Annotated in this window: 25 protein-coding genes; 15 read left to right on the top strand and 10 right to left on the bottom strand. The window is 44.5% G+C overall.

Features of this window, described 5'->3' with window-relative positions; genetic code table 11:
- The first annotated feature begins 87 nt into the window (after positions 1-87).
- The gene (locus IGJ42_RS11340) at positions 88-747 is read left to right on the top strand and encodes a YczE/YyaS/YitT family protein (RefSeq protein WP_034878443.1); all 660 of its coding nucleotides are present in this window, start codon (positions 88-90) and stop codon (positions 745-747) included.
- A gap of 21 nt (positions 748-768) precedes the next feature.
- On the opposite strand, the gene IGJ42_RS11335 is transcribed toward IGJ42_RS11340, so the two are convergent.
- The 3 genes from IGJ42_RS11335 to IGJ42_RS11325 are packed head-to-tail and all read right to left on the bottom strand — an operon-like array spanning position 769 to position 2,950.
- Positions 769-1,173 carry an arsenic metallochaperone ArsD family protein gene (locus tag IGJ42_RS11335; protein WP_430616152.1) on the bottom strand — a complete coding sequence of 135 codons (405 nt, stop codon included), beginning with the start codon at positions 1,171-1,173 and terminating at the stop codon, positions 769-771.
- 50 nt (positions 1,174-1,223) lie between these two features.
- Positions 1,224-2,201: an ABC transporter substrate-binding protein gene (locus IGJ42_RS11330; protein WP_429961423.1), complete on the bottom strand. Its 978-nt coding sequence runs from the start codon at positions 2,199-2,201 to the stop codon at positions 1,224-1,226.
- Positions 2,198-2,950 (bottom strand): polysaccharide deacetylase family protein, encoded by a 753-nt coding sequence (locus IGJ42_RS11325; RefSeq protein WP_430616151.1) that lies wholly within the window; start codon positions 2,948-2,950, stop codon positions 2,198-2,200. The genes IGJ42_RS11330 and IGJ42_RS11325 overlap by 4 nt, the downstream gene beginning before the upstream one ends.
- A 96-nt stretch (positions 2,951-3,046) precedes the next feature.
- Here IGJ42_RS11325 and IGJ42_RS11320 point away from each other — a divergent pair, with 96 nt between their 5' ends.
- The 3 genes from IGJ42_RS11320 to IGJ42_RS11310 all read left to right on the top strand — a co-directional run bounded on the left by IGJ42_RS11320 (position 3,047) and on the right by IGJ42_RS11310 (position 5,376).
- Entirely contained in the window at positions 3,047-3,766 is a 720-nt protein-coding gene (locus IGJ42_RS11320) for an ABC transporter ATP-binding protein (RefSeq protein WP_244732207.1), read from the top strand.
- On the top strand, positions 3,763-4,497 hold the full coding sequence (locus IGJ42_RS11315; protein WP_194199666.1) for an ABC transporter permease: 735 nt from the start codon (positions 3,763-3,765) through the stop codon (positions 4,495-4,497). Before IGJ42_RS11320 ends, IGJ42_RS11315 begins: the two co-directional genes overlap by 4 nt.
- A 99-nt stretch (positions 4,498-4,596) precedes the next feature.
- A complete protein-coding gene (locus IGJ42_RS11310; RefSeq protein WP_194199665.1) occupies positions 4,597-5,376 on the top strand; it encodes a sulfite exporter TauE/SafE family protein in 780 nt (259 codons plus the stop codon).
- Positions 5,377-5,439: 63 nt separating this feature from the next.
- On the opposite strand, the gene IGJ42_RS11305 is transcribed toward IGJ42_RS11310, so the two are convergent.
- The 4 genes from IGJ42_RS11305 to IGJ42_RS11290 form a co-directional block, all read right to left on the bottom strand.
- Positions 5,440-6,282, bottom strand: coding sequence for a hypothetical protein (locus tag IGJ42_RS11305; RefSeq protein WP_008379024.1), 843 nt, complete (start codon positions 6,280-6,282; stop codon positions 5,440-5,442).
- Positions 6,283-6,463: 181 nt separating this feature from the next.
- Entirely contained in the window at positions 6,464-6,679 is a 216-nt protein-coding gene (locus IGJ42_RS11300; protein WP_008379021.1) for a DUF378 domain-containing protein, read from the bottom strand.
- 28 nt (positions 6,680-6,707) lie between these two features.
- Positions 6,708-7,052: a YrhK family protein gene (locus tag IGJ42_RS11295; RefSeq protein ID WP_034868385.1), complete on the bottom strand. Its 345-nt coding sequence runs from the start codon at positions 7,050-7,052 to the stop codon at positions 6,708-6,710.
- A 19-nt stretch (positions 7,053-7,071) separates the two neighbouring features.
- The gene (locus tag IGJ42_RS11290) at positions 7,072-8,205 is read right to left on the bottom strand and encodes an alcohol dehydrogenase catalytic domain-containing protein (RefSeq protein WP_086299276.1); all 1,134 of its coding nucleotides are present in this window, start codon (positions 8,203-8,205) and stop codon (positions 7,072-7,074) included.
- Between the two features lie 288 nt (positions 8,206-8,493).
- On the opposite strand from IGJ42_RS11290, the gene IGJ42_RS11285 reads away from it, so the two are divergent.
- Positions 8,494-8,778 carry a hypothetical protein gene (locus tag IGJ42_RS11285; RefSeq protein WP_005234711.1) on the top strand — a complete coding sequence of 95 codons (285 nt, stop codon included), beginning with the start codon at positions 8,494-8,496 and terminating at the stop codon, positions 8,776-8,778.
- Positions 8,779-8,862: 84 nt separating this feature from the next.
- Here the strand turns inward: IGJ42_RS11285 and IGJ42_RS11280 are convergent, their stop codons facing one another.
- Entirely contained in the window at positions 8,863-10,164 is a 1,302-nt protein-coding gene (locus IGJ42_RS11280) for an ISL3 family transposase (RefSeq protein ID WP_430615438.1), read from the bottom strand.
- 196 nt (positions 10,165-10,360) lie between these two features.
- Positions 10,361-10,864 carry an isochorismatase family cysteine hydrolase gene (locus IGJ42_RS11275; RefSeq protein ID WP_139960061.1) on the bottom strand — a complete coding sequence of 168 codons (504 nt, stop codon included), beginning with the start codon at positions 10,862-10,864 and terminating at the stop codon, positions 10,361-10,363.
- Positions 10,865-11,106: 242 nt separating this feature from the next.
- On the opposite strand from IGJ42_RS11275, the gene IGJ42_RS11270 reads away from it, so the two are divergent.
- The 9 genes from IGJ42_RS11270 to IGJ42_RS11230 all read left to right on the top strand — a co-directional run bounded on the left by IGJ42_RS11270 (position 11,107) and on the right by IGJ42_RS11230 (position 22,354).
- Positions 11,107-12,423 carry an ABC transporter substrate-binding protein gene (locus IGJ42_RS11270; RefSeq protein ID WP_430615436.1) on the top strand — a complete coding sequence of 439 codons (1,317 nt, stop codon included), beginning with the start codon at positions 11,107-11,109 and terminating at the stop codon, positions 12,421-12,423.
- Positions 12,424-12,555: 132 nt separating this feature from the next.
- Positions 12,556-13,467, top strand: a complete 912-nt coding sequence (locus tag IGJ42_RS11265) for a carbohydrate ABC transporter permease (RefSeq protein WP_430615433.1) — start codon at positions 12,556-12,558, stop codon at positions 13,465-13,467.
- Positions 13,467-14,327: a carbohydrate ABC transporter permease gene (locus IGJ42_RS11260; RefSeq protein ID WP_005225484.1), complete on the top strand. Its 861-nt coding sequence runs from the start codon at positions 13,467-13,469 to the stop codon at positions 14,325-14,327. The genes IGJ42_RS11265 and IGJ42_RS11260 overlap by 1 nt, the downstream gene beginning before the upstream one ends.
- A complete protein-coding gene (locus IGJ42_RS11255) occupies positions 14,324-14,926 on the top strand; it encodes a hypothetical protein (RefSeq protein ID WP_430615430.1) in 603 nt (200 codons plus the stop codon). Before IGJ42_RS11260 ends, IGJ42_RS11255 begins: the two co-directional genes overlap by 4 nt.
- A 140-nt stretch (positions 14,927-15,066) precedes the next feature.
- Positions 15,067-16,101, top strand: a complete 1,035-nt coding sequence (locus tag IGJ42_RS11250; protein ID WP_081118221.1) for a LacI family DNA-binding transcriptional regulator — start codon at positions 15,067-15,069, stop codon at positions 16,099-16,101.
- A gap of 100 nt (positions 16,102-16,201) precedes the next feature.
- The gene (locus IGJ42_RS11245) at positions 16,202-17,536 is read left to right on the top strand and encodes a PTS sugar transporter subunit IIC (protein WP_430615427.1); all 1,335 of its coding nucleotides are present in this window, start codon (positions 16,202-16,204) and stop codon (positions 17,534-17,536) included.
- A gap of 53 nt (positions 17,537-17,589) precedes the next feature.
- Entirely contained in the window at positions 17,590-18,057 is a 468-nt protein-coding gene (locus IGJ42_RS11240; protein ID WP_042890335.1) for a hypothetical protein, read from the top strand.
- Between the two features lie 8 nt (positions 18,058-18,065).
- The gene (locus IGJ42_RS11235) at positions 18,066-20,303 is read left to right on the top strand and encodes an alpha-galactosidase (protein ID WP_275626578.1); all 2,238 of its coding nucleotides are present in this window, start codon (positions 18,066-18,068) and stop codon (positions 20,301-20,303) included.
- Entirely contained in the window at positions 20,300-22,354 is a 2,055-nt protein-coding gene (locus IGJ42_RS11230) for a beta-galactosidase (RefSeq protein WP_430615424.1), read from the top strand. The genes IGJ42_RS11235 and IGJ42_RS11230 overlap by 4 nt, the downstream gene beginning before the upstream one ends.
- Before the next feature lie 74 nt (positions 22,355-22,428).
- Here IGJ42_RS11230 and IGJ42_RS11225 read toward each other — a convergent pair whose 3' ends face one another.
- A complete protein-coding gene (locus IGJ42_RS11225; protein ID WP_008378992.1) occupies positions 22,429-23,265 on the bottom strand; it encodes an NAD(P)H-hydrate dehydratase in 837 nt (278 codons plus the stop codon).
- Positions 23,266-23,424: 159 nt separating this feature from the next.
- Here IGJ42_RS11225 and pepV point away from each other — a divergent pair, with 159 nt between their 5' ends.
- Positions 23,425-24,849 carry a dipeptidase PepV gene (pepV, locus tag IGJ42_RS11220; RefSeq protein ID WP_008378990.1) on the top strand — a complete coding sequence of 475 codons (1,425 nt, stop codon included), beginning with the start codon at positions 23,425-23,427 and terminating at the stop codon, positions 24,847-24,849.
- Positions 24,850-25,015 lie beyond the last annotated feature (166 nt).

The raw sequence follows: 25,015 nt of genomic DNA, 5'->3' as shown, positions 1-25,015 counted from the left end.
TCCTCCAAACTAGGAGAAATCTCCTATTTGTTTTTAGTCAGTATAGCACATACTTAGAAAAGCAAAAACGAAAGTGTGGGAGAAAAAATGAATAAAAAGCAATGGATAGGATCAGGGATTTTTTATGGGCTGAGTGCATTCGGGATCAGCTTGACCATTAAAGCAAGCGTTGGGGTCAGTAGTTTTAATGCCTTGAATGTTACGCTGGCAACGATGTCAGGAATCAAAGTCGGCACCATCACAACAGCCATCAACTTGGGCTTTTTAGCTGCCTGTTGGCTATTGGATCGGCGGCAGACGTCCCTCAAACAAAAAGGCAGTGAGTACTTGATTATGTTTTTCGCTTTGCTGGCTTTCGGCTATTTGATCAATGGCTTTGTTTACTACTTCTTGGCATCGCTGCACTTGACGAATTATTGGAGCCAACTAGCTGCTTTGATCGGTGGGATCTTAATTTCTGGAACGGCGACGGGGCAAGTCCTACGGTTGCAGGTCTTGAAATTTCCAATCGAGCACTGGTGTCATTTGCTGGCGCAACGCAGTCGTTGGACATTTAAGCAGTACCGTTATGGCGTTGATGCAGTCTGTATTTCGGGGGCACTCTTGCTAGCAATCAGTTTGGGCTTACCGCTAGCGGTGAGGGAAGGGACGGTCATTAGTTTCTTTTTGCTGTCAGGTGCCATCGCTTGGTCGAAAGAACGTGATTTGACTTTGGGAATACCGACACGGCAAAAGCGTCAAGGGTAAATCCTTCAACGCCTTTTGATCTTACGCATCGAATTGCAAAGTGATCCCGGATTTGGTCAATTGTTCCCATTCACGGATCGTTGGCAAGCGACCTTGGCAAAATAGCTGATCGTCGACATAAACGAGTGGCAGACAGCTGCGGCCATTGCTTGCTAATTGCTGCTTGACGGCTTGATTCGTATGAAAAGGGGCAGGATCTTCTGTAAAGAAGTATTCGTCGATCGTTAAAGGTTCGTTATGAAATGTTTGATGAGCCTGGGTCCTTTCTTCATTTATTTTTAACTGGTGAGTCAAGTGTGCTTCCCAAGTATCTTCTTTCTGGTAGGCATAAACAGCGATCGTTGGCATTAAATCATATCCTTTCATGGCAGCTGATTTGTCAAAAGTATACCTGAATTTCTTGCCACGAGCAAAAAAGAGTGTCAAAAAGAAGTGAAAAGACAAAAAAGACGCAAATGCGTCTTTTTTGTTGTTTCTTATTCGTCAGCGGGTAAAAAATCGAAATTGGTCAACTCGTTGTAGGAATATGCTTGGTCGATTTGTCCTTTGTCTTTCGTCCAAGCAATGATCGCGTCGTATTGCTCTTGCGGTACAGCTTGGGCATAAGGATAGTCTTCCTGGCTGTCTAAGTAAGTGCTCATAGCATCTGGGAATTGATAGTCTGCCAAGATGTCGGCATAGTCTTTTGCTGAATGAGCATTCATATAATCGATGGCTTCGTTGTAAGCAGTATAAAATGCTGTTAGGTCTTGCGGGCGATTTTGGATGACTTCGTCCATAAATTGCAGTGTGCCGCCTTTGATGCCAGCTTCTTTAGAGCTGCCTAAAACAATCGCCCCTTGGGCAGCCAACATGCTGGCTTGCGGTTCCGTATAAACAGCGCCATCGACTTGGTCATTGAGCAATGCTTCGGAACGGGCAGAAAAAGAAGCGATATCCACGATGTCATAAGTAAAATCATTTTCTTGTGCAAATTGATCCATGATGTATTCTAAAATGAAATTCGGTACAAGGGTGATTTTTTTATCCGCTAACCCTTTCATCTCAGTAATCCCTGAATTCGGTGAAGCGAGAATCTTGAAGTTTTCCAAAATATCAGAAGTGATCGTCATATCGATGCCGTTTTGCTTGAAGGTCGCTTCTGTCATGACATCGCTGATAGTACCATCCAACTCGCCTGCCTGCACTGCCACATTGCGGTCATTTGGGGAAGTGAAGGATTTGAGTTCCACAGTCAATCCTTGCTTTTCGAAAAAGCCTTCTTCTTTTGCTAGAATGATCGGAATCGCTGATTCTGCTGGTAATACCCCGATCGTCAATGTTTGATCCGTGACCGCAGCTTCTGTACTGCTAGTGCTGGAATTGCTGGTACTTGCTGTTTCGCCAGTGTTGCCGCAGGCGGCAGCGCCGACAGCGAATAGTGCTAGGATACTTGCTAAAATCGTTTTTTTCATTGGTTCATTTCCTCGTTTCTAAATCGTTGTTCAAAAGCAGCCATTGGTAGTGAGAACGGGATGACTGCCCGATGGAGTTCCATTGGCTTGGTTTTTGTCGTATTGATGCCTGGTTTGGTTGTAAATGCCAGAACAAAGCCTTCATGTTCTAGTGTTGCGATCGTCTGCTGATCATAAAAGCCAAAGGGATAGGCAAAAACATCCTTGATGGCCACGTGCTGATTGCAGCTTCGTAAGTCTTGCGCAAAGGCTGCCGGTGTTTCCCACATTGACCGCCCTTGCTGGTTCTTGCGTTCGTGAAAATGAGCGGTATGATTGGCATATTCGAAGACATCGCTCATTTCGGCTAATTCGGCACTGCTCAATGTCCGCGAAACTTCTGGTTCGTAAGGCTGAGGGGCATCAAAAAGCCAGCCGGTCACGACAAAGGCAGTGGCCTTGAAACCAGCTTCCTTCAACAGTGGGTAGGCATATTCTTTCATTGATTGATAACAGTCGTCAAAGGTCAGCAACACGGATTTTTCTGGTAGCGGCTGCTGCCGGAAATAAAAATCTTTGACTTCTGCAAGGGTCAACGTATGGTAATTTTCTGCTTTCAAAAAGTCGATTTGTTGTTTAAAATGAGAAGTGCTATTGAATAAGGGCAGAGGCAAGGCATCTTGATAGCCGTCTGCGACTTTGATCGGGCGCACCTGATCATAAAGTTCTGCTTCGGGACGTATTTCATGAAATACGAGGGTCTGAAACATCATAAACCATCCTTTCTTGTCAATCACGCAAAAAATAGTATAGCATAAAATGTGAAAACCAACACAAATAATTTTAAGAAAGAAGTTTATTCTCTGATGAGTATTCGATTCGATTCCGTTTCCTTTACGTATGGGGAAACCGTCATTTTTAAGGATCTTTCGTTTTGTTTTGAACAAGGCACGACCTATGTGCTGCTGGGAGAATCGGGGATTGGCAAAAGCACGCTTTTATCCTTGATCAAAGGGTTGCAGCGACCGCAATCAGGCACGATCACTTACCAAGGCTGTTCCCCTGACAACATCGAGGTCGTTTTCCAAGAACTGCATTTGTTTCCTTGGCAAACAGTCTACCAAGCGCTGGAAATGCCGCTGCTTATCAATCAAACACCCAGTGAGAGCCGTAAAAAAAGGGTCACAAGCTGTTTGGCGGAGTTGGGATTGACGCAGGTGCAGGACCGCTATCCACATCAGCTTAGCGGCGGTCAAAAACAGCGGACCGCCATGGGGCGGGGACTGATCACACAGCCCGATGTTTTATTATTGGATGAGCCGACTGCTTCGCTGGATCAAGAAACCAAAGCAAACGCCCAAGCCTTGATCGCTGCCCAACAGCAGCGCTGGCAAAACGGCTTGATTGTGGTCACCCACGATCCGGAAGAAGCAGTGTTTTTGGGGCAGACGATTTTGTTACTAAAAGATCAGGGCGTTACGCCGATCAGTAATCCATTTTACGGCAGCCAGCAGGAACGAGACTCATTGGCTTTTTATGAAGTCGTCTTGCAGTTGAAAGAACAAATGAGGGAGGCGAGGCAATGAAACCCATCAAATCTTTTGTTTGGGGCTTCTGTTCGTTTGTCGTGGTTTGGTGGGGTGTAAGCTGGGTGACCAACAATCGCTCGTTGCCTAATCCTTTAGAAACCGCTGAACGTTTTTGGGCATTACGAGAAGTCTTACTGATCCACGCAGGTGCCAGTTTGCTACGGGTGTTTGCGGCGTTGAGTGGGGCGTTGCTGGTCGGGGTGCCGTTAGGAATCTTGATTGGGCGATCCAAAAGAACGGATCGGCTGCTTGGTCCACTGCTTTACTTTTTATATCCGATTCCTAAAGTTGCGTTTTTACCCGTCTTTATGATTTTCTTTGGCTTAGGCAATCTCTCAAAAGTTCTCTTGATTTTTGCGGTAATCGTCATTCAAGTGATCGTCTCGATTCGTGATGCAGTCACAAAGATTCCGTCAGCTTACTTTCAGGTCATGAAAAATTATACCAATCAATGGCGCCATGTCTTGCGCTTCGTTATTTTGCCCGCACTCATGCCCGCACTTTTTGCCAGTGTGCGGGTCAGTATCGGGATTGCGTTGGCTTCCCTCTTTTTTGCCGAAAACTACAACACGACGTATGGTGTCGGCTATCTGATCTTAAGTGCGTGGTCAAAAATGGACTACCCGCAAATGCTTTCCGGAATCCTTCTGATTGCTTTGATGGGCTATCTGCTTTTTGCCAGTATCGATTGGTTGGAAAGAGTGGTTTGCCGTTACCGGCAATCTTAGAAAATGAATGGTTGCTCCATTGTATGATAGTATTTATTGATAAGAAAAAGCGATCGAGCAAGAAAAACGAAGTTGATCGCAATACTAAGGAGTGAGCGAGTGATAGGGTTTATCTATTTTATTGTCATTGTTTTGGCGAATGCAGTAGGCGCTGTTTCGGGTATGGGTGGTGGTGTATTGATCAAACCGATTTTCGATTTTATCGGTGCCCATTCTGTTGCTGCGATCTCTTTTTACTCGGCGACAGCGGTCTTCACGATGTCCATCGTTTCGACAGCTAGACAATTAGCCAGTGGACGAAAAATCAATTGGTCGATTGCCTTGTGGATTTCTGGCGGCGCTGTGTTAGGTGGTATCTTAGGAAATGTTGCCTTTGAACGACTATTGCTGGTCTTTCGAGACGACAAGATGGTTCAGCTGATCCAAATCCTTTTGACTGTGCTGACACTATTGTTTGCTTTTTTATATACAAAATATAACTGGCGCGGGTTTGCGTTGGAAAAAGTCGGCTGGTATACAGCTTGCGGCTTGATCCTTGGTTTTTTAGCCAGTTTGCTGGGGATCGGCGGCGGACCCATCAATGTTTCTTTATTGATGCTGCTGTTTGCCATGCCGATCAAAGAGGCGACGATTTATTCCATTTGTACGATTTTTTTCTCACAGCTGGCAAAAATTTTGACGATCGCTTTTTCGACAGGTTTTGGTCTATATGACCTCAAGGTTTTATGGTTTGTCATTCCGGCAGCCATTGTTGGGGGACTCATCGGGGCAAAGGCTAGCAATGTCCTTTCGCCCCAGCGGGTGACACTGGTTTTTCAAACAGTGATCGTTTTGGTTTTGCTGATCAATATTTACAATGGCATGCAACTATTTTTCTAATTCAATCGGCTTGCTTAACTATGAAAAAGCGGCACCTATTCACGGGGATAGGTGCCGCTTGTTTTATTGCCATTCGGATTGATAATTTCCTTTGAGATCATAGACATAATTGATCTCGGTTCGATTACGAATCCCATTTAAACCAACGGTCCAAGTCCATTCACCTTGGAAGCCGTTTAAAATGACGATGCTGACACCAGGAACATAGTGATCTAGCTGAGCTGCTCGCGCCTCAGAATCCTTGATGATCTTGGGAATGACGCCCCAGTCGATGGCATCAAAGGCAATGGTATCTTCCATCGAAAGCTCGATCGTATCGTCGTCTTTTTTCCATTTGGTCAACAGATTTTCTGGGTAATACCAATACTCGTCTTGTAGGCCTGTGTTTGGATTGATCACTCGCGCAACTGCATAAATGCCGCTTTTTAGCGGGACATTGCGGATGTGAAAACTATAGCTGACCAGTTGCAGCTCTTTGTCCTTGAATGAAGATTGATTTGGCAGCGCCGCCATAATTTCTTTGGCACTGGTTTCTTCTCGAAAGAGTTGGCGGTCTACAGGTAAAAAGGTGGAAACTACGCCAATACAAAAGAGAATCGCTGGCAGCAAGAGCAATGAGAATAACCAGTAAAATGGCGATTTTTTGTGTTTTTTGAGACCGATGATCAGACCGATCAAAAAGACCAGCAGGATCCCTGCTACCCAAAAGTAGGGGAACAAACGAATGATCTGATGCCTGGTTTCAACGACTTGGTATTCATTCAGACCAAACCAATTTTCCGCGATGGTGAGGTTATTTAAAACAATAATTCCGCCAATAATACCTAGAATAAATAAGAAAATCAATAGCAAAAGCATCCGACCGAGTATCCGACGTATCAGCGAGGGTCTAGTAGGTGGGGTCATGAGTCACGTCCTTTTTATATTTTCGAAAATAGTAGGTTAAATACAAGAGTAGTACAACTGGTGTTTTTTTTCAATGATTGTAGACAAAAAAACTACATCCACAGATGCGACCTCAAAAAGTTAGACCAAAAATCTAACTTTTTTGGGGTCAGGACACCGCAGATGCAGGTTTTATTTTCAATTAGTCGAGGGTTTGTTGGCGGGCGATAGCTGGAAAGAATTTCAGGCTATACAATGCACTGATCCCAACTAGAATATAAATGACGCGGGCAATGATCGACGTGCTGCCGCCGGTGATCGCTGCGACAAGGTCAAACTCGAAGGCGCCGACCAGCAGCCAATTGATACCGCCGATGATCAATAGCGTCAGTGCGATCCCATCAAATGTTTTTAACATAGGAAACTCCTCTCTAGTTGTCGCCCCATCAACGTTCATCGTCGGTGATGGTGACATCTTTTTCTTTCTCGCCGTCTTGATTGCGCTCATTATAAATATAGACATGGCGAACGATTTTAATCAGCGGGCGAATGGTCAAAAAGACTCCGCCGATCAAATAGGCGATCGTTCCGTATATCGCAGGCAAACTAGTTAATGAAACGATACTCCCGAAAATATAAAACAAGCCCGTCAAAATATCATTCGTAAGTGAGATCAACATGTAGCGATTTTGAAAGTAGATGCGAAAGCGGCTTGCCTTGATGATCACATCTTCTTCTTTTCCCGGATCGAATTGATGTTCACTCCGTTTGATTTTTGGCATAGGTGCCATCACTGCTCCTTTATTTGTGCTAAGGTTTCAAGACAACTTTGATGTTCTTGTCTTCTTTTTTGTCAAAAATCTCATACGCTTTGGCAGCATCTGCTAAAGGCATCGTGTGGGTGATGATCTGTGACGGGTCAAACAAACCGTCCGCGATCATATCATAAATTTTTGGCATCAAATGGATCACAGGTGCTTGCCCGTGTTTGACATCAATGTTGCGCATAAAGAATTCTTGCAATGGATAAGAAGAAGCAGGTGTCATGTAAACGCCAGTGATTTGGACGGTACCAAATTTTTTGACTGCCTTGGCGGCCATCTGGATCGGTGAGATTGTTCCACTTTGCAAGCTGACTAGATTTTTGGCTTTTTCTTTGACGGGTTCTAAACCATCCATCCCAACACAGTCGATGATCACATCAGCGCCACCTTTGGTCAGTTCATACAATTCATCGGCACTAGTAGCCAGATCATCCAATTGGAATGTTTCGACTTGATTGTAGCTGCTGGCTTTTTCTAAGCGATGAGCAACAGGGTCCACGGCAATCACCCGCTTAGCGCCTGCCATCACAGCAAATTTTTGCGCAAACAAGCCAACTGGTCCTGAGCCTAAGACGATCACGGTATCATCTTTTTTGACGCCGGCATTTTGGACGCTCCAATATGCTGTAGGTAAGATGTCAGATAAAAACAATACTTTTTCATCAGGGATCGTTGATTCAGGTACGATAAACGAGGTGAAATCTGCGAACGGTACGCGCAAGAATTCGGCTTGACCGCCCCAGTGGTTGCCGTTCATTTTTCCAAAACCGAATAAGCCGCCATACAATGTATCTTCTGAAGAATTGTCGCATTGACTTTCCATCTCATTTTGACAAAAGTGGCAGTGACCGCAACCGATATTGAAAGGGATGACGACGCGGTCGCCTTTTTTTAGTTTCTGTATTTGACTGCCGACTTCTTCGACAATACCCATTGGTTCGTGACCAACGACATAGCCTTCTTCCAAAACCGAGCCGCCATGGTGGTAAAGGTGGAGATCAGAGCCGCAGATTGCAGTTGCGGTGATTCGGATGATCGCATCCGTCGGTTCTAAAATCGTTGGATCTTCTACACGGCGAACGTCCATTTTTTGATTTCCTTGCCAGGTTACTGCTTGCATCATTTTTCCTCCTTGTTTGTTCAGATAAGTTCGGACAATCACTAATTTTTCCAACAACATGTTTTTACTTTTCAGTAACAGATAAGTTAATTCTGCAAGGATTTTAACGATTTGACAACGAAAACGCTCAAAACGGTTGATTAGGATTTTTCTTCATCAATGGTTTAAAAAAAGAAAAACAGATGATTTGCTAAAAAAGTGAAAGCGTGACACTATTAAAGTGAAGCATGCATGTGTTACGAGTATCTACTGGAACCTGCATCAACCAGTGACAAGAAATGAGGAGGGATGATCATGGATCTAACGATTCGAGGAAAAGCTTCCTGCACCAATTGCAATGAAAACTTTGATGGGAAGCTGGTCGTTCATTTACAAGAAGACAGCGAGGGGCAATTAACCATGGTACCACCGTTGGAAACGAATGAATTGGCAGAAGATGAAATCGCTATTCATTATACTTACGGGGAAGTGAAGGAAGCCATTGAAGGAACCTTCGTATGTCCAAACTGTCAGACTGAAAATGAGGTTCGGATTGAAATTCCGACCGAGCTATTAGATGGCTCAATGAATTGAATGAATAATTAAATTGAAAAAGCTGGCTCTTCGACATTTAGTGTTGGTAGAGAAAAATACAACTGAAAATTTAGTCATAACCAGTTAGGCAGCGTGCTTAACTGGTTTTTGTTTTACTTGGAAGATTAAGCCTTGAATGAGATAAATTCTTGCTCGAAAGTTGTGGAAATTTAGATAGCCGTAGGCTACTCGTTTTATCACTTTTATCTTGTTGTTTGTTCCTTCTAATGCCCCATTACTATACCTGGTTTTTAAAGCATATTGAATCCCTGATTTGTATTTATTTAAAAACGTCAGCTTCTTACAAAACCATTGTGGGAGGCGTTGATCTAAGCTGTTGATCGTATCGAAAAAGCTTTGGCTGTCCTTGTGTTTAAAGTGATAGAGGAGGAGCTGACAAGTCTCGTAAGCCCTTGTTAATTGCTCGTCATAACTCAAAAGTTCATCGACGATCGCTTTTTGCGTCATTGGTCTACGAAAGGATCGATCATATTGATAATTGGAACTATCCAGATCATAGGCATGCTTAAGGAGTAATTTCCAGAATCGCTTCAATCGTCGATACTTTGTCGGTTCCGTTTTTTGAAAGCTGTTCATTGTTTTAATTCGCAACTGGTTTAACGCACGAGTGATTTGTTGGACAATGTGAAAGCGATCGGTCACGATTTTTGCGTTTGGGAAGACCGCCTTTACAAGTTCAAAATAAGGGGCATTCATATCCATCACGACGTATTTCACGTTCGCTCGTGCTTTTCGGGTGAATTTAAGGAAATATGGTTTTAAGAATGCAAGGCGACGATTCTCCAATACACCGATCAATTGTTGGGTCTGCCCATTCATAAAGACAAAACTCATTTTTCCGCTGCAGGACTTCATTGATTTGAACTCATCAAAACAAAGGACCGAAGGTAACGTATCAAAACGAGGATGATACGTTTTTAAACAGGTGTGTAGGACACGCAGAACGGTTACGTCAGAGACAAAATAGCGATCGGCAATTTCTTTTCTTGTTGTATTCTTGGCCAGCTCCAAGGCGATTTGAATCTTTAATTCTTTTGAAAGATAGCAGTTTTCATCCACCAAGTTTGTCTGAGCATTGAATGTCGACTGACATTCTTTACAGTAAAAGCGTGTACGTACCAAGCGTAATTCTGTTTTTGTTGCTCGATAAGGCAAAAGTTGGACTTTTGTTTTGTGTGAGCCATTCTTGATGATTTGTCCTTCATTTTTGATGCCACATTTACGGCAATGGCTTGGTATATAGCTAAGTTTGGCATGGATAAGATTGGTGCGAAACCCCTCTTCTTCTATAGTCTCTAACCATTCTTCTTCGAAGAATAAATTTTCATCTGTTAAACCTAACAATTTTCTAGTACAATGATCCATGGAGATATCCTTTCTTGGTTTGGTTTTGTTTTAGACGACTAAATTCTACCAGTTAGGCTATCTCTTTTTCTATCTTTTTTTACAAAAAAAGTGTTGGTAGAAAATCCGTAGATTTTCCACCAACACTAAATATTGTAGAGCCAAAAAGCTCCCTGTTCCTTGAACAGGGAGCTTTCGTTATTTATTGGTCATTGGTTTATTTTGTTCCATCAATGATTTGGACATTGAAGTCTCGTAAGATGTCGAGTCCTTGCGACTCGTGATTTTTACCGGCGACTAATGTTTTATTGATGGTGAAATCAGCGTCAGGAAAGGCGCTTTGGATCTCGATCGTATTGGAAAGGACACAGATGTTGGTTTCAACACCGGTGATTTCGATTTTCTTTTTTTCCTCGGGTTCAAATAGATTTTTCTTGATGTCGATCAAGACTTCAGGTGGAATACTGTAATAGTATTTCTTGACGACTTTTTCATTTTCGAGAGGCTTAAGTTCTGGGATAAGCTGCAGGGCAGCGGCTTCTTCATCAGGCGTTCCTTTGACTTCGATTGGGATGTCGCGGGTGTGTAAGATGTACTCCCCATTCGCCCGCGCTTGTTCTAGGCGCTTCGCGATTCGTTTGACGAGAGCGGCGCTATCTGGCACATACGCTTCGTTCGCTTCATCGAGAATTTGGTTTTGCATATCGACAATGACTAGCATGTGGTCACTCCCTTTCTATAAACATCGTTTTTCAAATGATCTAACGAGAGGTTGAAAAATAGGTGCTATTTCTATGATGCCCCACTTTTTTTAAATTTTCAAAGAAAACGCTCTTCTTATCGTGAAACGGTAAAAATGTTATTTTTTTATTCGAATAACGATGCTTTTTGTTTGCTGAAAAGAAGAAGTAGTGATAGCTTTTAAATAGTACATTAAAAATAAATGAAAGTAGGTTAGGTTAAATGAGAAAGTTATTTTATATGGGGACTTTGCTTTTTTCAGTTGGTGTACTGGCGGCAGGATGTGGCAATAGTGAAACCGCTGATTCCTGGGGGAATGAGTCAGCAGATGGCAAAACGACGTTGGATTTTTGGTCCTTCTGGGGGTCTGGTGCAAGACAAGAAGTAATTGAAGAAATTATTGATGATTTTAATGCGTCACAAGATAAAATCGAGGTCAAATACAGCTACCAGCCTTGGGGCGATATTTGGACAAAATCACTGTCGTCGATCACTGCTGGTAATCCGCCTGATGTTATTGTACAAGATATTAATTCTGTTGCTCAGCGGGCAGAAGCGCAGCAAGCAACGAATTTAAGTGAGTATATCGAAGAGGGCTTTTCTGATGAATTTTATCCGCAATTATGGGATACGGTGGAGTACGAAGGGGATGCCTATGCCGTTCCATTCAATACAGATACGCAAGTGATTTTCTACAATAAGACACTCTTTAAAGAGGCAGGTATCAGTGAAGAGCAACTGCCCCAAACGTGGGAGGAGTTAGAAACAGTTGCTCGTAAATTAGATGTCAAAAACGGTGATGACTTTGAGCGGATCGGTTTTTACCCATTGTGGAATTTAGGCGCCGATGTGTGGGCCTTGAATGCCGACGATGGCGTCAGCTGGTTTGACAAGGATGAGAACGTCAAAATCGATACAGACAACAAAGTGGAAGCGTTGGAATGGATCTTAGACTGGCAAGAGTATTATGGTCAAGATACCATCAATCGGTTAGAAGCTGAATTTGGTTCAGGTGTTGCCGATCCATTCATTTCTGGATTAGTGGCGATGCGTGCGCAAAACATCAACTACTACTCAAGTTTAGCGGAAAATGCACCGGATGACTTTGAATTTGGGGTCATTCAAATTCCTGAAAAAGAAAGTGGTTCTGGTCACTGGTCATGGGGTGGCGGGTTCGTCTTAGAAGTGCCATACGGAACCAAAGATCCTGAAGCGTCCTATGAGTTTATCAAATACTTGTCGACACCAGAAGTTCAAGAGAAATTTGGTGAGAAAAGCTTTGATATCATGGCGAATCGAACAGCCAACGAAAACTTGGTCAACAACGACAATCTAGATGAAAACGGCCAAATGATCTACCAAATGGCAGATGAAAACTTTGCCAATACGGTGATCACACCTGTACCATTGACAGCTCCTGATTTCAGCAGTCTTGTCAATGAACAGATCGACCAAATCATGCTGGGCAGCAAAACACCGGATGAAGGGTTGGCAGATGCGCAAAAAGCGGTGGAAGATCTCGTTGAGCAAAACAAATAAATTTCAAAACGAGCGTTTTTAAAAAAGAAGGAAAGTCCAGTCGGTTAGCGGACTGGGCTTTGCTTTCTGCTTTGCGAAGCGGACGTGATTTCTTGAATAAACAATGAGTAAAAATAGAATGGAGTGGAAGGAATGCCAAAGAAGCGTTCAAAAAGTAAACGGCAAGAAGCTCTTTGGGGCTACTTCTTCGTAGCACCATTTTTGCTTGGGTTCGTGATCTTTATGTTAGGGCCCATGCTGTTTTCCTTCGTAGGAAGCTTTACCGATTACAATCTGACTTCAAAAATGAATTTTATCGGCTTTAAGAACTTTACCCGCATGTTTACGCAAGATACCCTGTTTTGGAAATCTCTTTATAACACGGCGTATTTTGTACTCTTCAATGTTCCCTTAACAACGTTATTCAGTGTTTTTCTAGCCACTTTACTGAATCAAAAAATCCGCGGAATCAGTTTTTTCCGAACGACCTTTTACTTACCAGCGATCCTTTCAGGGGTTGCCGTCTACGTCTTATGGATGCAATTATTATCTCCTTCCGCAGGATTGATCAATACCTTCTTGAGCTGGTTCAATATCAAAGGTCCGGCATGGCTGTTTGATCCAGAATGGACGAAACCAGCGTTGATTTTGATGAAGATTTGGAGTTCAGGGGGCGCGATGCTCTTGTATCTAGCTACTTTGCAAAATATTTCGCCGACGCTGTACGAATCGGCTGAGATCGATGGAGCGGGGGTTTGGGCGAAATTCAAAAATATTACGATTCCTTTGATCACGCCGATCATCTTCTATGATGTGATTACTTCAACGATCGGTTCTTTTCAAATTTTCCAAGAAGCATACGTGATGACCAAAAATGGTACCGGCGGTCCGGCGAATTCGCTGCTATTCTATAATTTGCATATGTGGAACAAAGCATTTGTTGCCTTTGATATGGGTTATGCGATGGCAATGTCGATGATCTTGTTCTTGATCGTCCTAGTCTTGACCTTTATCAATCTCAAGCTGGCACCACGCTGGGTTCAATATACCGGAGGTGGCAGCTAATGGAAATGACGACAAAAACGCGAAGCAAATCAAGCCAACAGCGAGTCAAGAAAATCATCAGCTATGTGGTGATGTCGATCATCGGGATCGTGCTGCTGATTCCGTTGCTGTGGATGGTCTTTACGTCATTGAAACCGATGGAGGAGATCGTGCGTTACCCGCCGACCTTTTTCCCAGAAGAAATCAATCTTGGCAATTATTTGGAGACCATCAACGCCTTTCCTTTTTGGCAGTATGCAAAAAATACGTTATTCATTACTGTCTTAGTGGTCTTCGGGAATGTCTTATCAAATTCCTTCATTGCTTATGGGTTTGCAAAATTGGCCTTTCCAGGAAAAAATCTGATCTTTGCCCTCGTCTTGTCTACCATGATGATTCCTGGCTTTGTGACGATGATCCCGCAGTATGTTTTGTTTTCCAAAATCGGCTGGGTCGGCACCTATCTGCCGCTGATCGTTCCAGCGTTTTTCGGGAACGCCTTTAACATTTTCTTGATGCGGCAGTTTTACTTGTCTGTCAACAATGAATTGATTGAAGCCGCTAAGATCGATGGCGCCAATCATCTTTATATTTGGAGCCATCTAATGATCCCATTGACGAAACCCGCACTGATCACGATTGCCATCAACTCCTTCAATGGGGCGTGGAATGATTTCTTAGGGCCGTTACTGTATATTCAAAACCAAGAAAAGTACACGCTACAGATTGGCCTGCAAGTCTTCCAAAACCAATCAACGACCCAGTGGAACTACTTGATGGCAGGAGCAACGCTTGTGCTATTGCCGACGATCTTGCTGTTCTTCCTCGCACAACGCTACTTTATTGAGGGAATGGATCTGACGGGAGGTTCCAAAGGATGAGAACAAAAGTTACCCCGCAACGCTTAAACCAAAGGCTGCTGACTGGCGTCAATTGGCTCCCGCATTTGCTGGTTTTACAAGGCATGTGGCTGTTGTATTCCTTGCCTTTGATTACCAGTACCACTGCTAGTCGAGCATTGATCGGGACTTTGGTGGAACTGCGGAACGATGGCTTGGAAGCAAGTAGCAAAGCTCGTTTTCAGCAGGTGTTTCATCAACAGTGGGCAACGAGAAAAGGGCAAGATCGTTTGCTCAGTCTATTCTTTCTGCTGCTTTTAGTGGACAGTTTTGTCTTTCGCCGTCTGCAGCACCCGCTGTTTCAGATCGCTAGTTACGCGTTAGCGCTCACCTTTGGCTTGTTTTGCTTGGTCTTACTTTATCAAACGAGGCTGCTTCACACCTATCCGCAGCAGCCCATCTCATTGTTTTATAGTTTTTATCAGTTTGCGCGTTCACCAAAACGAGTACTGGCGCATCTTTTAGTAACAGTGACACTTGTCTTGACCTTTTTGCTGTTTGGTCCTGTCTACTTATTGGTCTTAGGAATCAGCACCTTGTATTTGGTCAATGTCGTGCTCTGTGACAAAGCGTTCAAATAGAAAACAAACGGGTATCCCGGAACTTCTTTAGTGAAAAGCTAGGGAGTTCCGTTTTTTTGTGAAAAGAAGGTTGACAGGGTCGAAAATTATGCCTATGCTGAAGGTGAATTTAGTAAACAGTAAACAGATGAGGTGCAGCTATGGCAAGTATGAGAGATATCGCGAAATTAGCCGGGGTGTCGGTAGCAAGTGTTTCTAGAATCCTTAACAATGATGAAACCTTCAGTATCAATGAACACACGCGGCAACGAGTCATTGAGATCGCCAACCAAATGAACTATTCAAAAGAAAAAAATCAACCCCATTCCCGTGAAGTCGGCGACCAAAACACGATTGCCATCATTACCCGCCACGATCGAGAGTCGGAAAGAAACGATCCTTACTTTATGATGATCCGCAATGGGATCGAAAAAGAAGCGGCGAAGTGGCGCTTAAAAACGATTCGGGCCTTTTCCATGCGGGAGCCTCAAAAAGATTTGGCGCAATTGGCGAAGTATGGCGCAGTCATTATTATTGGAGAGATGACCAGCGATGCTTTGGCAGAGATCAGTCAGCAAAATGCCAATATTATCCTGGTGGATAATTATAGTGAAGCACCCAGCTACGATTGCATCCAAACCGATTTTGCCCAAAAGACCCACCAGATCCTCACGATGTTAAAAGAGAAGGGTCATGAGAATATCGCCTTTGTGGGTGGTGTTGCCAGCCGAGTGACGATTTCTGGCGAAGTCGTTTACGATGAACAAGAGATTCGAGCAGAAAACTACCGCCAATGGATGCTGCTCAATAAATTGGAAAAGTTCACAACCGTGCTGCAGGGGAAATGGTCACCAGAGACTGGTTTGCATTTTGGTCAGCAGATCGCGCAAATGAATCCTCGCCCCACAGCGATCGTCGTTGCCAGCGATCCTATGGCTGTCGGGGTTTACAAGGCACTCGCTGAAGCGGGGCTATCGATTCCTAAAGATGTGTCAGTCGTTAGTTTTGATGATATCGAAATGGCGCAATTTATGACGCCCGCACTGTCTTCCGTCAAGATGAAAGCTGAAGAGATGGGGCAGATGAGTGTCGAATTAGCGAAAAATAAAATCCTTGGGGTGCGGACGATGCCTGTTCGCGTCGTTTGTGGCAGTGAATTGATCATTAGAGAATCGATTGCCGAAAAAGATCAGTGACGTCTGATCTTTTTTTATTTTAGGGGTTGTGTAAACATTAACTAAACAACTATACTGATTGTAGTAAACGTTTACAGTTAAAAATAAAGGAGAAAACGAAATGAAGTTTATTGATAAATTAGCCGAAAAGATGGTGCCTTTTGCTCAGATCATTGCCAACAACAAATACTTGTTAAGTCTTCGTGATGGGTTTATGGTCGCTTTTCCTGCAACAATGTTTGCGTCAATTATGATTATTATTCAAAATCTGCCTGCTACTTTCGGACTCTCGGAAAAACTTCCAGAGGGATTCATCACGTTTCTAAACGACTTTTTTGGTCCTATCGGAAATGCGACCATGAGTATCACCGCTATTTTCGTTGTTTTTGGGATCGGCTATCAGCTGGCTGGCAAATATGGACAAGCCAAATTATTTGCGGGTGCCATCTCACTGTCTTCGTTTTTGATGCTGCTGCCTTTTGGCTCATCCGAAGAGTTAGGTACAGTGATCCCCTTGTCGAAATTAGGGGCTGAGGGAATGTTTGTTGGAATCATCACGGCCATTATCGCTACGCAGATCTATTGCAAAATCAGTGCGGCTGGGCTGACGATCAAAATGCCAGATTCGGTTCCGCCAATGATCGCAGAATCATTTGTCGCCATCATTCCTGGTGCGGCACCGTTGTTCCTTTTCAATTTGATCCGCTACTTGTTCACCTTTACTTCATGGGGCAATGCCGTTGATTTCGTTTATGAGATTTTGCAAAAACCATTGATGGGCTTAGGCGGTACGTTGCCAGCAGTACTGATCGCCGTCTTGTTCACCCAATTCTTCTGGTGGTTTGGGATTCACGGGACACTAGTGGTCAATGCGGTGATCGATCCAATCATGAATGCGTTAGCGATTGAAAACTATGAAGCTTACAAAGCAGGGGCTGAACAATTGCCCCATATCATTAACACTACGTTTATGGGCGTGTTCGTCAATCAAGGAATGCAGCTGGGGATCTCGATTACAATGGCCTTCTTTATCGCTCGTTCGATTCGGATGAAAAAATTAATGAAGACGGTGATCGCTCCATCTGTTTTCAACGTATCTGAACCGATGACCTTTGGTTTGCCTATCGTCCTGAACCCGATCGCTTTTGTCCCATGGATCTTAGCGCCATTAGCTAGTACGACGATCTCTTACTTTGTGATTGCCGCAGGCTTGGTGCCACGACCAATCGGAGCAACGGTGGTTTGGACGACCCCGGTCTTCTTATCTGGTTGGTTAGGCACGGGTTCTGTTGCCGGCGCAATCTTACAGTTAGTGACGGTTGCCGTAATGACCTTGATCTGGGTGCCATTCTTGATCGTAATGGATCGCGGCTACTTGAAAGAAGAAAAAGCGGAAGCGGCATTAAATGAACAAGCGACATCTGAGACGATCAATCAAAGGGTAGAAGAAAGATAAGCCCAGAAACGGAAAGGAATGCAATAAGCGCATCCTTTAGAAAGGAATTTGTGATGAGAACCGATACATTGTCTTGCAGTTATCAAATGAATACCACACCTACGGACTTTTCCCGTGTGTTATTGGCGGAACAAGAGAAATTCTTTCTAGCCAAACAAGCCCAAGAACCGTTCGGGGAAGGTTGCCGTATTGAAACGATGATTCAAACCAAAACCGCTCCGCGGATGGTACCAGCCGTTATGACGGTCAAAAAAATTGCCGCGGATGCGCTGTGGCTTTGTACGACCCATGAAGAAGGAGTGATCGATCAACGGTATAGTTTTGCTCCAGGACGAAAAGGGAAGCTGCAAGTCACGTATTCGGAACAAAGCCGTTTTGAGCAGCAGAAAACAACCTACAGCTTTATGTTGGCGGCGCTGTTTTACAAATTCTTTTTCAATCGTGGTGTCAAAAAACGCTTGCGTTATCTTGAAGCAGCTTGTCAACGAGCAGGGACAAATGAAAAAAATGGGGAAAATTGAGGATAGCAATGATAGAAATAAAGAACGAACAACTCTTTCACTTATACAATGAAAAAATCAGTTATATCATAAATGTGTTACCAAATCAGCAACTGGGTCATGTCTATTTTGGGCCATCTCTAGGCACACTGGCGCCGTTTGATCAAGCGTACCTTGAGAAAAAAGAGAATAAATCGGCAGGAACCGTCAAATTTTTTGAAGCAGACAATCTTTTTACCTTGGCAGACCGTTTTCAAGAATTGCCAACGTATGGGACTTCTGATTTTCGAGAAGGGGTAGTGTCGGTTTTTGAGGAAGAAACCCCACTTTATGTTGATTTTAAACTTGTGGCTTTTCACTGTTTTGAGGGCAAAGAACGAAAGCTGGCGCAACCAGCCAGCTTCGCGGCTGCCGATGAAAGCCAAAGCATCGTCTTTGAATTAGTAGATCAAGAGCGACAGCTGGAAATGGCGATCACCTATACGATCTTCAAAGGATCAGGAACCATCACGAGGCAGCAGACACTGACCAATATGGGAAGCAAGCCTAGAACCATCCAGCGCTTTTTGAGTGGTGTCTTGGAGCTGAAAAATCGCGATTTTGAACTGCTGCATCTTTCAGGCGCATGGCTGAAAGAACGGCATATCAAGACGGTCCCTTTGACCCAAGGGACGATCAGTGTTGGCTCGTTAAAAGGAGCGTCTGGTCATCAGCACAATCCTTTTGTCGCCTTAAAAGAACAGCAAGCCACCAATGACACTGGTCACGTCTACGGTGCCAACCTGATTTATTCTGGTAACTTTTTGGCGCAAGCAGAAATGGATGAATGGGACAACGTTCGATTGATGTTGGGGATACATCCTGAACATTTCAGCTGGCAGCTTTCACAAGGAGAAACCTTTGAAGCGCCGGAATGTCTCTTCACCTTCACCGCTGCTGGCCTGAATGGTTTGAGTCAAGAATCCGCCCAATTTATCGAAAAGCATGTGATTGCCCCTTATTGGCAAAAGCGGCAGCGGCCGATCGTCTTTAATAACTGGGAAGCGACTTATTTTGATTTTAATGAAGAGAAGCTGTTGACCTTAGCCCAAGAAAGCAAGGCGTTAGGGATGGAGTGCTTTGTGCTGGATGATGGTTGGTTTGGAAAACGTAACAACGACCGCAGTTCATTAGGCGATTGGGTGGCGGACCCTGCCAAATTTCCAAAAGGAATCGGCTCTTTTGCTGAGAAAATTCATGCCATGCAGCTGCAGCTGGGGATTTGGTTTGAACCGGAAATGGTTTCGCCAGATAGTCAGTTGTACCAAGAGCATCCTGAGTGGGTAGTCAAGCATCCTTATGAGCGGATCTCTGTGGGGCGCGGGCAATACGTGTTGGATTTTGCCAATCCAGCAGTGGTCGAGGCAATTTTCGAAGCGATGCAAAAAGTGATCCTTGAAACCAAGCTGGATTACATCAAATGGGATATGAACCGCAATATCACGGAAGCTTACTCTCCTTACTTAGCGGAACAGGGAATTTCTCAGACGGAGTTTTATCATCGTTATATTTTAGGCCTTTATCGCTTATATGAAAAAATCTTAGCGGCGTTTCCGACCCTTTTGATTGAAGGCTGTGCTGGCGGCGGGGGCAGATACGATTTGGGGATCTTGTTTTACAGTCCGCAGATTTGGCCTAGTGATGATAGTGATGCAGTGGAACGTTTAGCCATCCAAAGCGGAACGTTGCTAGGGTATCCGTTGTCCTCCTTCAGCAATCACGTGTCGGCGGTACCAAACCACCAAGTCGGCCGGGCAACTTCTTTAGCCTTTCGGCAAACCGTCGCAATGTTTGGGCCTTTGGGGTATGAACTCGATCTCTTTCACTTGTCTGAAACCGAAAAGCAGGCGATCAAATCCCAAATCGTCTTTTATAAAAAACAGCGGCAATTGCTGACCTTTGGCACTTTTTACCAGCTGCAGCAGTTGGACCATGCCAATGAAACGACTTGGGCAGTGTATGATCCGCAAAACGAAGAAGCATTGGTTGCTTTCTTTCGCGTGTTGGCACAAGCCAATCCGACGGCGGAAGACTTTTTGCCCGCACCCTTTCTCGATGGCCAACAGGTGTATCGGGTCAATGGCGAAACTGTCTCTGGTCAGCTGTTAAGGCAATTAGGGTTGCGTAAACCTTATCAGTTTAATGCCGTCAACCATGGAACAGCGCAAGTCACTGGCGATTTTCAATCATTTGTCTACCAGTTACAAGCCAAAAAAGGAGTAGAATGATGAGCAATCAATTGTTTGATCAGCAGTTTATGCATGGCGGGGATTACAACCCCGATCAATGGCTGGCTTATCCAGAAATCTTGCAAAAGGATCTTGCTTATATGCAGCAAGCCCATGTCAACACCGTCACATTAGGGGTGTTTGCTTGGAGTGCCTTAGAGCCGCAAGAAGGCGTTTATCAGTTTGACTGGTTGGATCGTGTGTTTGATCAGATCCATGACATCGGCGGCAAAGTCATTTTGGCCACTCCTAGCGGTGGGCGTCCTCAATGGCTGAGCCAAAAGTATCCCGAAGTCAATCGGACCAACGCCCAAGGGCAAAAACATACCCATGGGTTTCGCCACAATCACTGTTACTCTTCACCGATCTATCGGGAAAAGGTGACGCAAATCAATCAGCAGTTGGCAAAACGTTACGGCAAGCATCCGGCATTAGCCATGTGGCATATCTCCAATGAGTACTCTGGGGAATGCTTTTGCTCCTATTGTCAAGAAAACTGGCGCAGTTGGCTGCAAAAGAAATATGGTGATTTAGCCACGTTGAATCATGCCTGGTGGACTTCTTTTTGGAGTGGTACGTACTCCGATTGGTCGCAGGTTTTACCGCCTTCGCCTCTAGGAGAACACAAAGTGCATGGCATGGATCTTGATTGGAAACGATTTGTTACAGATAGGACGATCGATTTTTATTTGCATGAATGTACGCCGATTCGCCAACTGACACCGGACATTCCTGTGACGACGAATTTTATGGCGGAAGGACATGCTACCCAAGATTTTATTCCTTTAGAAGGCATTGACTACAGCAAGTTTGCTCGTCATGTGGACATCGTTAGCTGGGATAGTTACCCTGATTGGAACAACAACTTTGAATCTTTGGCAGCGACAGCAATGAAATCTGCCTATGTGCATGACCAGTACTGGTCTTTGAAGAAACAGCCCTTTTTAGTGATGGAATGCACGCCGAGTTTTGTTAACTGGCATTCCTTTAATAAAGCGAAAAAGCCTGGTGTCCATCAGTTGAGTGCCATGCAGCAGATCGCTCACGGCTCAGATAGTACCTTGTATTTTCAATGGCGCCAATCCCGCGGCAATTCAGAAAAATTCCATGGGGCAGTCGTGGGACATGATGATTCCACGGAGAATCGGGTCTTCAAAGAAGTTGCGGCTTACGGCAAGCGCTTGGAAAAAATCAAAGAGATTCAAGGAACCACAAGAAAAAAAGCAGTGGCGATCCTTTTTGACTGGGAAAGCAACTGGGCATTGAAGCGAGGCGGCGGGTTTGGTCGACCAACCAGACGGTATCCGCAAACGTTGCAGGAGCATTATCGTTATTTCTGGGAACAAGACATCGCTGTCGATATTTTGACGCCAGAGCAAGATTTTTCTGACTATCGGTTGGTGATCGCTCCGATGCTTTACTTGATGTCATCGGAGACGATGGCAAAACTTTGCCAGTACACGGAAGCTGGTGGTACCTTGATTTCCAGTTACTTTAGCGGCATGGTCAATGAAACCGACCTGTTGTATATGGGGGGCTTGCCACAGCCGTTGCGAGGGTTATTAGGCATCAACGTGCTGGAGCTGGAAACTCTTTTTGACACTGAACACAATCAAGTGGTTTTTCAAGGACAGCCCTTTGAAACACGGGACTATTCTGCAATCATCGAAGCCGAAACAGCGGAGGTACTAGGGGTGTATCAAGCGGATTTTTACCAAGGAACACCTGCGATCACCAAACATACCTTTGGTGCAGGCACCGCCTACTATCTGGCGGCTCGCACCAACTATGACTTTTTCGAACAGTTTTATGCCTCTTTGGTCCGTGAGCTGTCCTTGGCAGAGGAAAGGATCGCGCATGCCAATCCTGCAGTCTCGATCCAAGGCAGGATCAGTCCAGAACGAACGTACTTTTTCATCATGAATTTTTCTGAGAAAGAGCAGACACTACACTTGATCAAAGAAGTCGTTGATTTAGAGACCAATCAAGCAGTTCCTCCAACAGCAACCTTGGCGCCGTATGAAGTGCGAGTGGTTTATTTTAACAATTAACTGACCATTGGAAAAAACGTCCCTTTCGACAAATACAGAAAGGGACGTTTTTTTGGTGAATGGTTTATAAGAAATCATTCGGGATCAGATGCTTGGTGCTTTTTCATCCATTGAGGCAATGCGGCACTGATTTGTGTCGGCAACACGACATAGTGCTCTTTTGCCAAGTCTTCGCCAATCAGGCTATGGAGATAGACAGCCGCTTGGATCGTTTCCTCTGTTTTTTCAAACTGTGCCAAAAAGCTGGTGATCATGCCTGCCAGTGTATCCCCCATGCCGCCGGTCGCCATTGCGGGTGTTCCTAGGGGATTTTGGGCGATGCTGCTACCGTAAATTTGCGTGCGATGGCTTTTTAAGACCACCAGACTTCCGAGTTTTTGTTGGGCTTGCTGATTGTTTTCTTCGGTCTGGTCGGCAATTGCCAGTCCGCTGAGCCGTTGCCATTCCATCTGATGCGGCGTGAAGACGACTTGTTCAGGAAAGGGGATGATCAGCGGATATTTGGCAGCCAAATTGATCGCCGAACCATCGATCACCAACCATTGGTGTTCTTTTTGGGCAGAAACGATCCGCTGCAGCAGATCAAAATTGCTTTTTCCTTCTCCTAATCCGGGACCAATCAGTAGGACGTCCGCCGATTCGGTGACCGTATCGATCAGTTCTGTTTGCTGCCAATCGACAAACATCGCTTCAGGCAAGCGGGCGTGCAGGGCGGTTCGGTTGACGCCATCGGAGATCACAGTGGTCAAACCAGTTCCCCCATATACACAGGCTTGCGCCGCCATTAAGATCGCCCCACCGAATTGGCGGTTGCCCCCTACTAAAACGGCCCGGCCAAAGGTACCTTTGTGGCTTTTTGTCGGGCGCTGTTGGATCACTTTGGATAAAATCGCAGAATCAAGTTGCTCCATGCAATGACTCCATTCGTTAATCAAAATCGAGTTATATTTATTATACCTGTTTCCTAGAAATTTCATAGAAAAGACCCATGGAAAAAGGCGCAATTTTTTTTCCTTTTTTGGTTTAAGAGTGTTATCATAAATAGCGAGAACAGAAATGGAGGGAACACTATGACAATCGATTGGAAAAAAGAGGTCGAAGCCCGCAAAGACGATTTGCTGAACGACTTGATTGATCTATTGAAAGTGAAAAGTGAAAGAGAAGATGATAAAGTGACTGCGGACGCGCCATTTGGTCCTGGACCTCGTGATGCGTTGCTACACATGCTAGCTTATGGCGAACGTGATGGCTTCACAGTCAAAAACGTCGATAATTACGCTGGTCACATCGAATTTGGTGAAGGAGACGAAACATTAGGGATCTTCGGTCACATGGATGTTGTTCCTGCAGGTGACGGCTGGTCAACCGATCCTTATGATCCAGTCATCAATGACAACAAAATCTATGCTCGTGGTTCTTCTGATGATAAAGGTCCTTCAATGGCCGCCTATTATGGGATGAAAATCATTAAAGAATTGGGCTTGCCATTATCGAAAAAAATCCGTTTTGTCGTTGGTTCTGATGAAGAAAGCGGCTGGGCAGATATGGATTACTACTTTGAGCATGAAGAAAAGCCTGATTTTGGCTTCTCGCCAGATGCCAATTTCCCAATCATCAATGGAGAAAAAGGAAATGTGACATTAGGGATCCATTTCCAAGGCAACAATGAAGGAGACTTCACGCTACAAAGTTTCACTGCTGGCTTGCGAGAAAATATGGTACCAGGAACGGCAACGGCAAGCTTCATTGCTCCATCAACAGAAGAAGCATTAGCGATCGAAAAAGCCTTTTTCGATTACGTTGAAGCCAATCCAGTGACGGGCACAATTGAAACAGAAAATGAACAAGTGACGATCGAATTAGTCGGTAAAGGTGCCCATGGTGCCAGCCCACAATCAGGAATCAATGCGGGAACCTTCTTAGCTGTCTTCTTAGATAACTATGCCTTTGGCGGCGGCGCAAAACAATTCATCCATGCAGCAGCAGCCTATGTCCATGAAGATTTCTACGGTGAAAAATTAGGTGTGGCGTACGAAGACGAAAAAATGGGTAAATTAACTATGAATGCTGGCTTGTTTGCTTTTAAAGCGAACCAAGCAGGAACGCAAGCAGACAACTTTATCGCCTTGAACTTCCGTTATCCTAAAGGTGTAACTGCGGAAGGACTTGAAATCGGTGTGGAACGCACCGTCGGTATGGAAGGGGCCACCGTTACTCGCAATGACCGCAACATGGAACCTCACTACGTGCCAGCAGATGATCCATTGGTAGAAACTTTATTGGCGGTTTATGAAGAACATACCGGCGAAAAAGGCTTTGAACAAATCATCGGCGGTGGCACATACGGCCGTCTATTGAAACGCGGCGTTGCCTATGGCGCAATGTTCCCAGGCTATGTTGACACCATGCACCAAGCCAATGAATTCATGAGCTTGGATGACCTATTCAACGCAGCGGTGATCTATGCAGATGCTATCTACCGTTTGGCGAAATAAAGAGACATTGATACCGTCTATTCTTTTTTAGCGGAGTCGATTTATTGATACTTAGATGAATAGAGGCAATAAAGGAATAGCAGTACGACTGATTGTTTTAATGGCTCTTTGTCAATAAGGACTGATGAGTTGCGTAAAATCAAATCTGGGTCAGAATGAACCACAT

Source organism: Enterococcus sp. DIV1067f (assembly GCF_050543505.1).
GTDB lineage: Bacteria > Bacillota > Bacilli > Lactobacillales > Enterococcaceae > Enterococcus_D > Enterococcus_D entomosocium.
The sequence above is the reverse complement of the archived record's forward strand: the minus strand, read 5'-3'. Positions and strand labels throughout refer to the sequence as shown.

Bases quoted from the DNA above. Each gene is read 5' to 3' on its own strand.
- IGJ42_RS11340 (WP_034878443.1), top strand. From the start codon at position 88: ATGAATAAAAAGCAATGGATAGGATCAGGGATTTTTTATGGGCTGAGT.
- IGJ42_RS11330 (WP_429961423.1), bottom strand. From the start codon at position 2,201: ATGAAAAAAACGATTTTAGCAAGTATCCTAGCACTATTCGCTGTCGGC.
- IGJ42_RS11325 (WP_430616151.1), bottom strand. From the start codon at position 2,950: ATGTTTCAGACCCTCGTATTTCATGAAATACGTCCCGAAGCAGAACTT.
- IGJ42_RS11320 (WP_244732207.1), top strand. From the start codon at position 3,047: ATGAGTATTCGATTCGATTCCGTTTCCTTTACGTATGGGGAAACCGTC.
- IGJ42_RS11315 (WP_194199666.1), top strand. From the start codon at position 3,763: ATGAAACCCATCAAATCTTTTGTTTGGGGCTTCTGTTCGTTTGTCGTG.
- IGJ42_RS11305 (WP_008379024.1), bottom strand. From the start codon at position 6,282: ATGACCCCACCTACTAGACCCTCGCTGATACGTCGGATACTCGGTCGG.
- IGJ42_RS11300 (WP_008379021.1), bottom strand. From the start codon at position 6,679: ATGTTAAAAACATTTGATGGGATCGCACTGACGCTATTGATCATCGGC.
- IGJ42_RS11295 (WP_034868385.1), bottom strand. From the start codon at position 7,052: ATGGCACCTATGCCAAAAATCAAACGGAGTGAACATCAATTCGATCCG.
- IGJ42_RS11290 (WP_086299276.1), bottom strand. From the start codon at position 8,205: ATGCAAGCAGTAACCTGGCAAGGAAATCAAAAAATGGACGTTCGCCGT.
- IGJ42_RS11285 (WP_005234711.1), top strand. From the start codon at position 8,494: ATGATCATGGATCTAACGATTCGAGGAAAAGCTTCCTGCACCAATTGC.
- IGJ42_RS11280 (WP_430615438.1), bottom strand. From the start codon at position 10,164: ATGGATCATTGTACTAGAAAATTGTTAGGTTTAACAGATGAAAATTTA.
- IGJ42_RS11275 (WP_139960061.1), bottom strand. From the start codon at position 10,864: ATGCTAGTCATTGTCGATATGCAAAACCAAATTCTCGATGAAGCGAAC.
- IGJ42_RS11270 (WP_430615436.1), top strand. From the start codon at position 11,107: ATGAGAAAGTTATTTTATATGGGGACTTTGCTTTTTTCAGTTGGTGTA.
- IGJ42_RS11265 (WP_430615433.1), top strand. From the start codon at position 12,556: ATGCCAAAGAAGCGTTCAAAAAGTAAACGGCAAGAAGCTCTTTGGGGC.
- IGJ42_RS11260 (WP_005225484.1), top strand. From the start codon at position 13,467: ATGGAAATGACGACAAAAACGCGAAGCAAATCAAGCCAACAGCGAGTC.
- IGJ42_RS11255 (WP_430615430.1), top strand. From the start codon at position 14,324: ATGAGAACAAAAGTTACCCCGCAACGCTTAAACCAAAGGCTGCTGACT.
- IGJ42_RS11250 (WP_081118221.1), top strand. From the start codon at position 15,067: ATGGCAAGTATGAGAGATATCGCGAAATTAGCCGGGGTGTCGGTAGCA.
- IGJ42_RS11245 (WP_430615427.1), top strand. From the start codon at position 16,202: ATGAAGTTTATTGATAAATTAGCCGAAAAGATGGTGCCTTTTGCTCAG.
- IGJ42_RS11240 (WP_042890335.1), top strand. From the start codon at position 17,590: ATGAGAACCGATACATTGTCTTGCAGTTATCAAATGAATACCACACCT.
- IGJ42_RS11235 (WP_275626578.1), top strand. From the start codon at position 18,066: ATGATAGAAATAAAGAACGAACAACTCTTTCACTTATACAATGAAAAA.
- IGJ42_RS11230 (WP_430615424.1), top strand. From the start codon at position 20,300: ATGATGAGCAATCAATTGTTTGATCAGCAGTTTATGCATGGCGGGGAT.
- IGJ42_RS11225 (WP_008378992.1), bottom strand. From the start codon at position 23,265: ATGGAGCAACTTGATTCTGCGATTTTATCCAAAGTGATCCAACAGCGC.
- pepV (WP_008378990.1), top strand. From the start codon at position 23,425: ATGACAATCGATTGGAAAAAAGAGGTCGAAGCCCGCAAAGACGATTTG.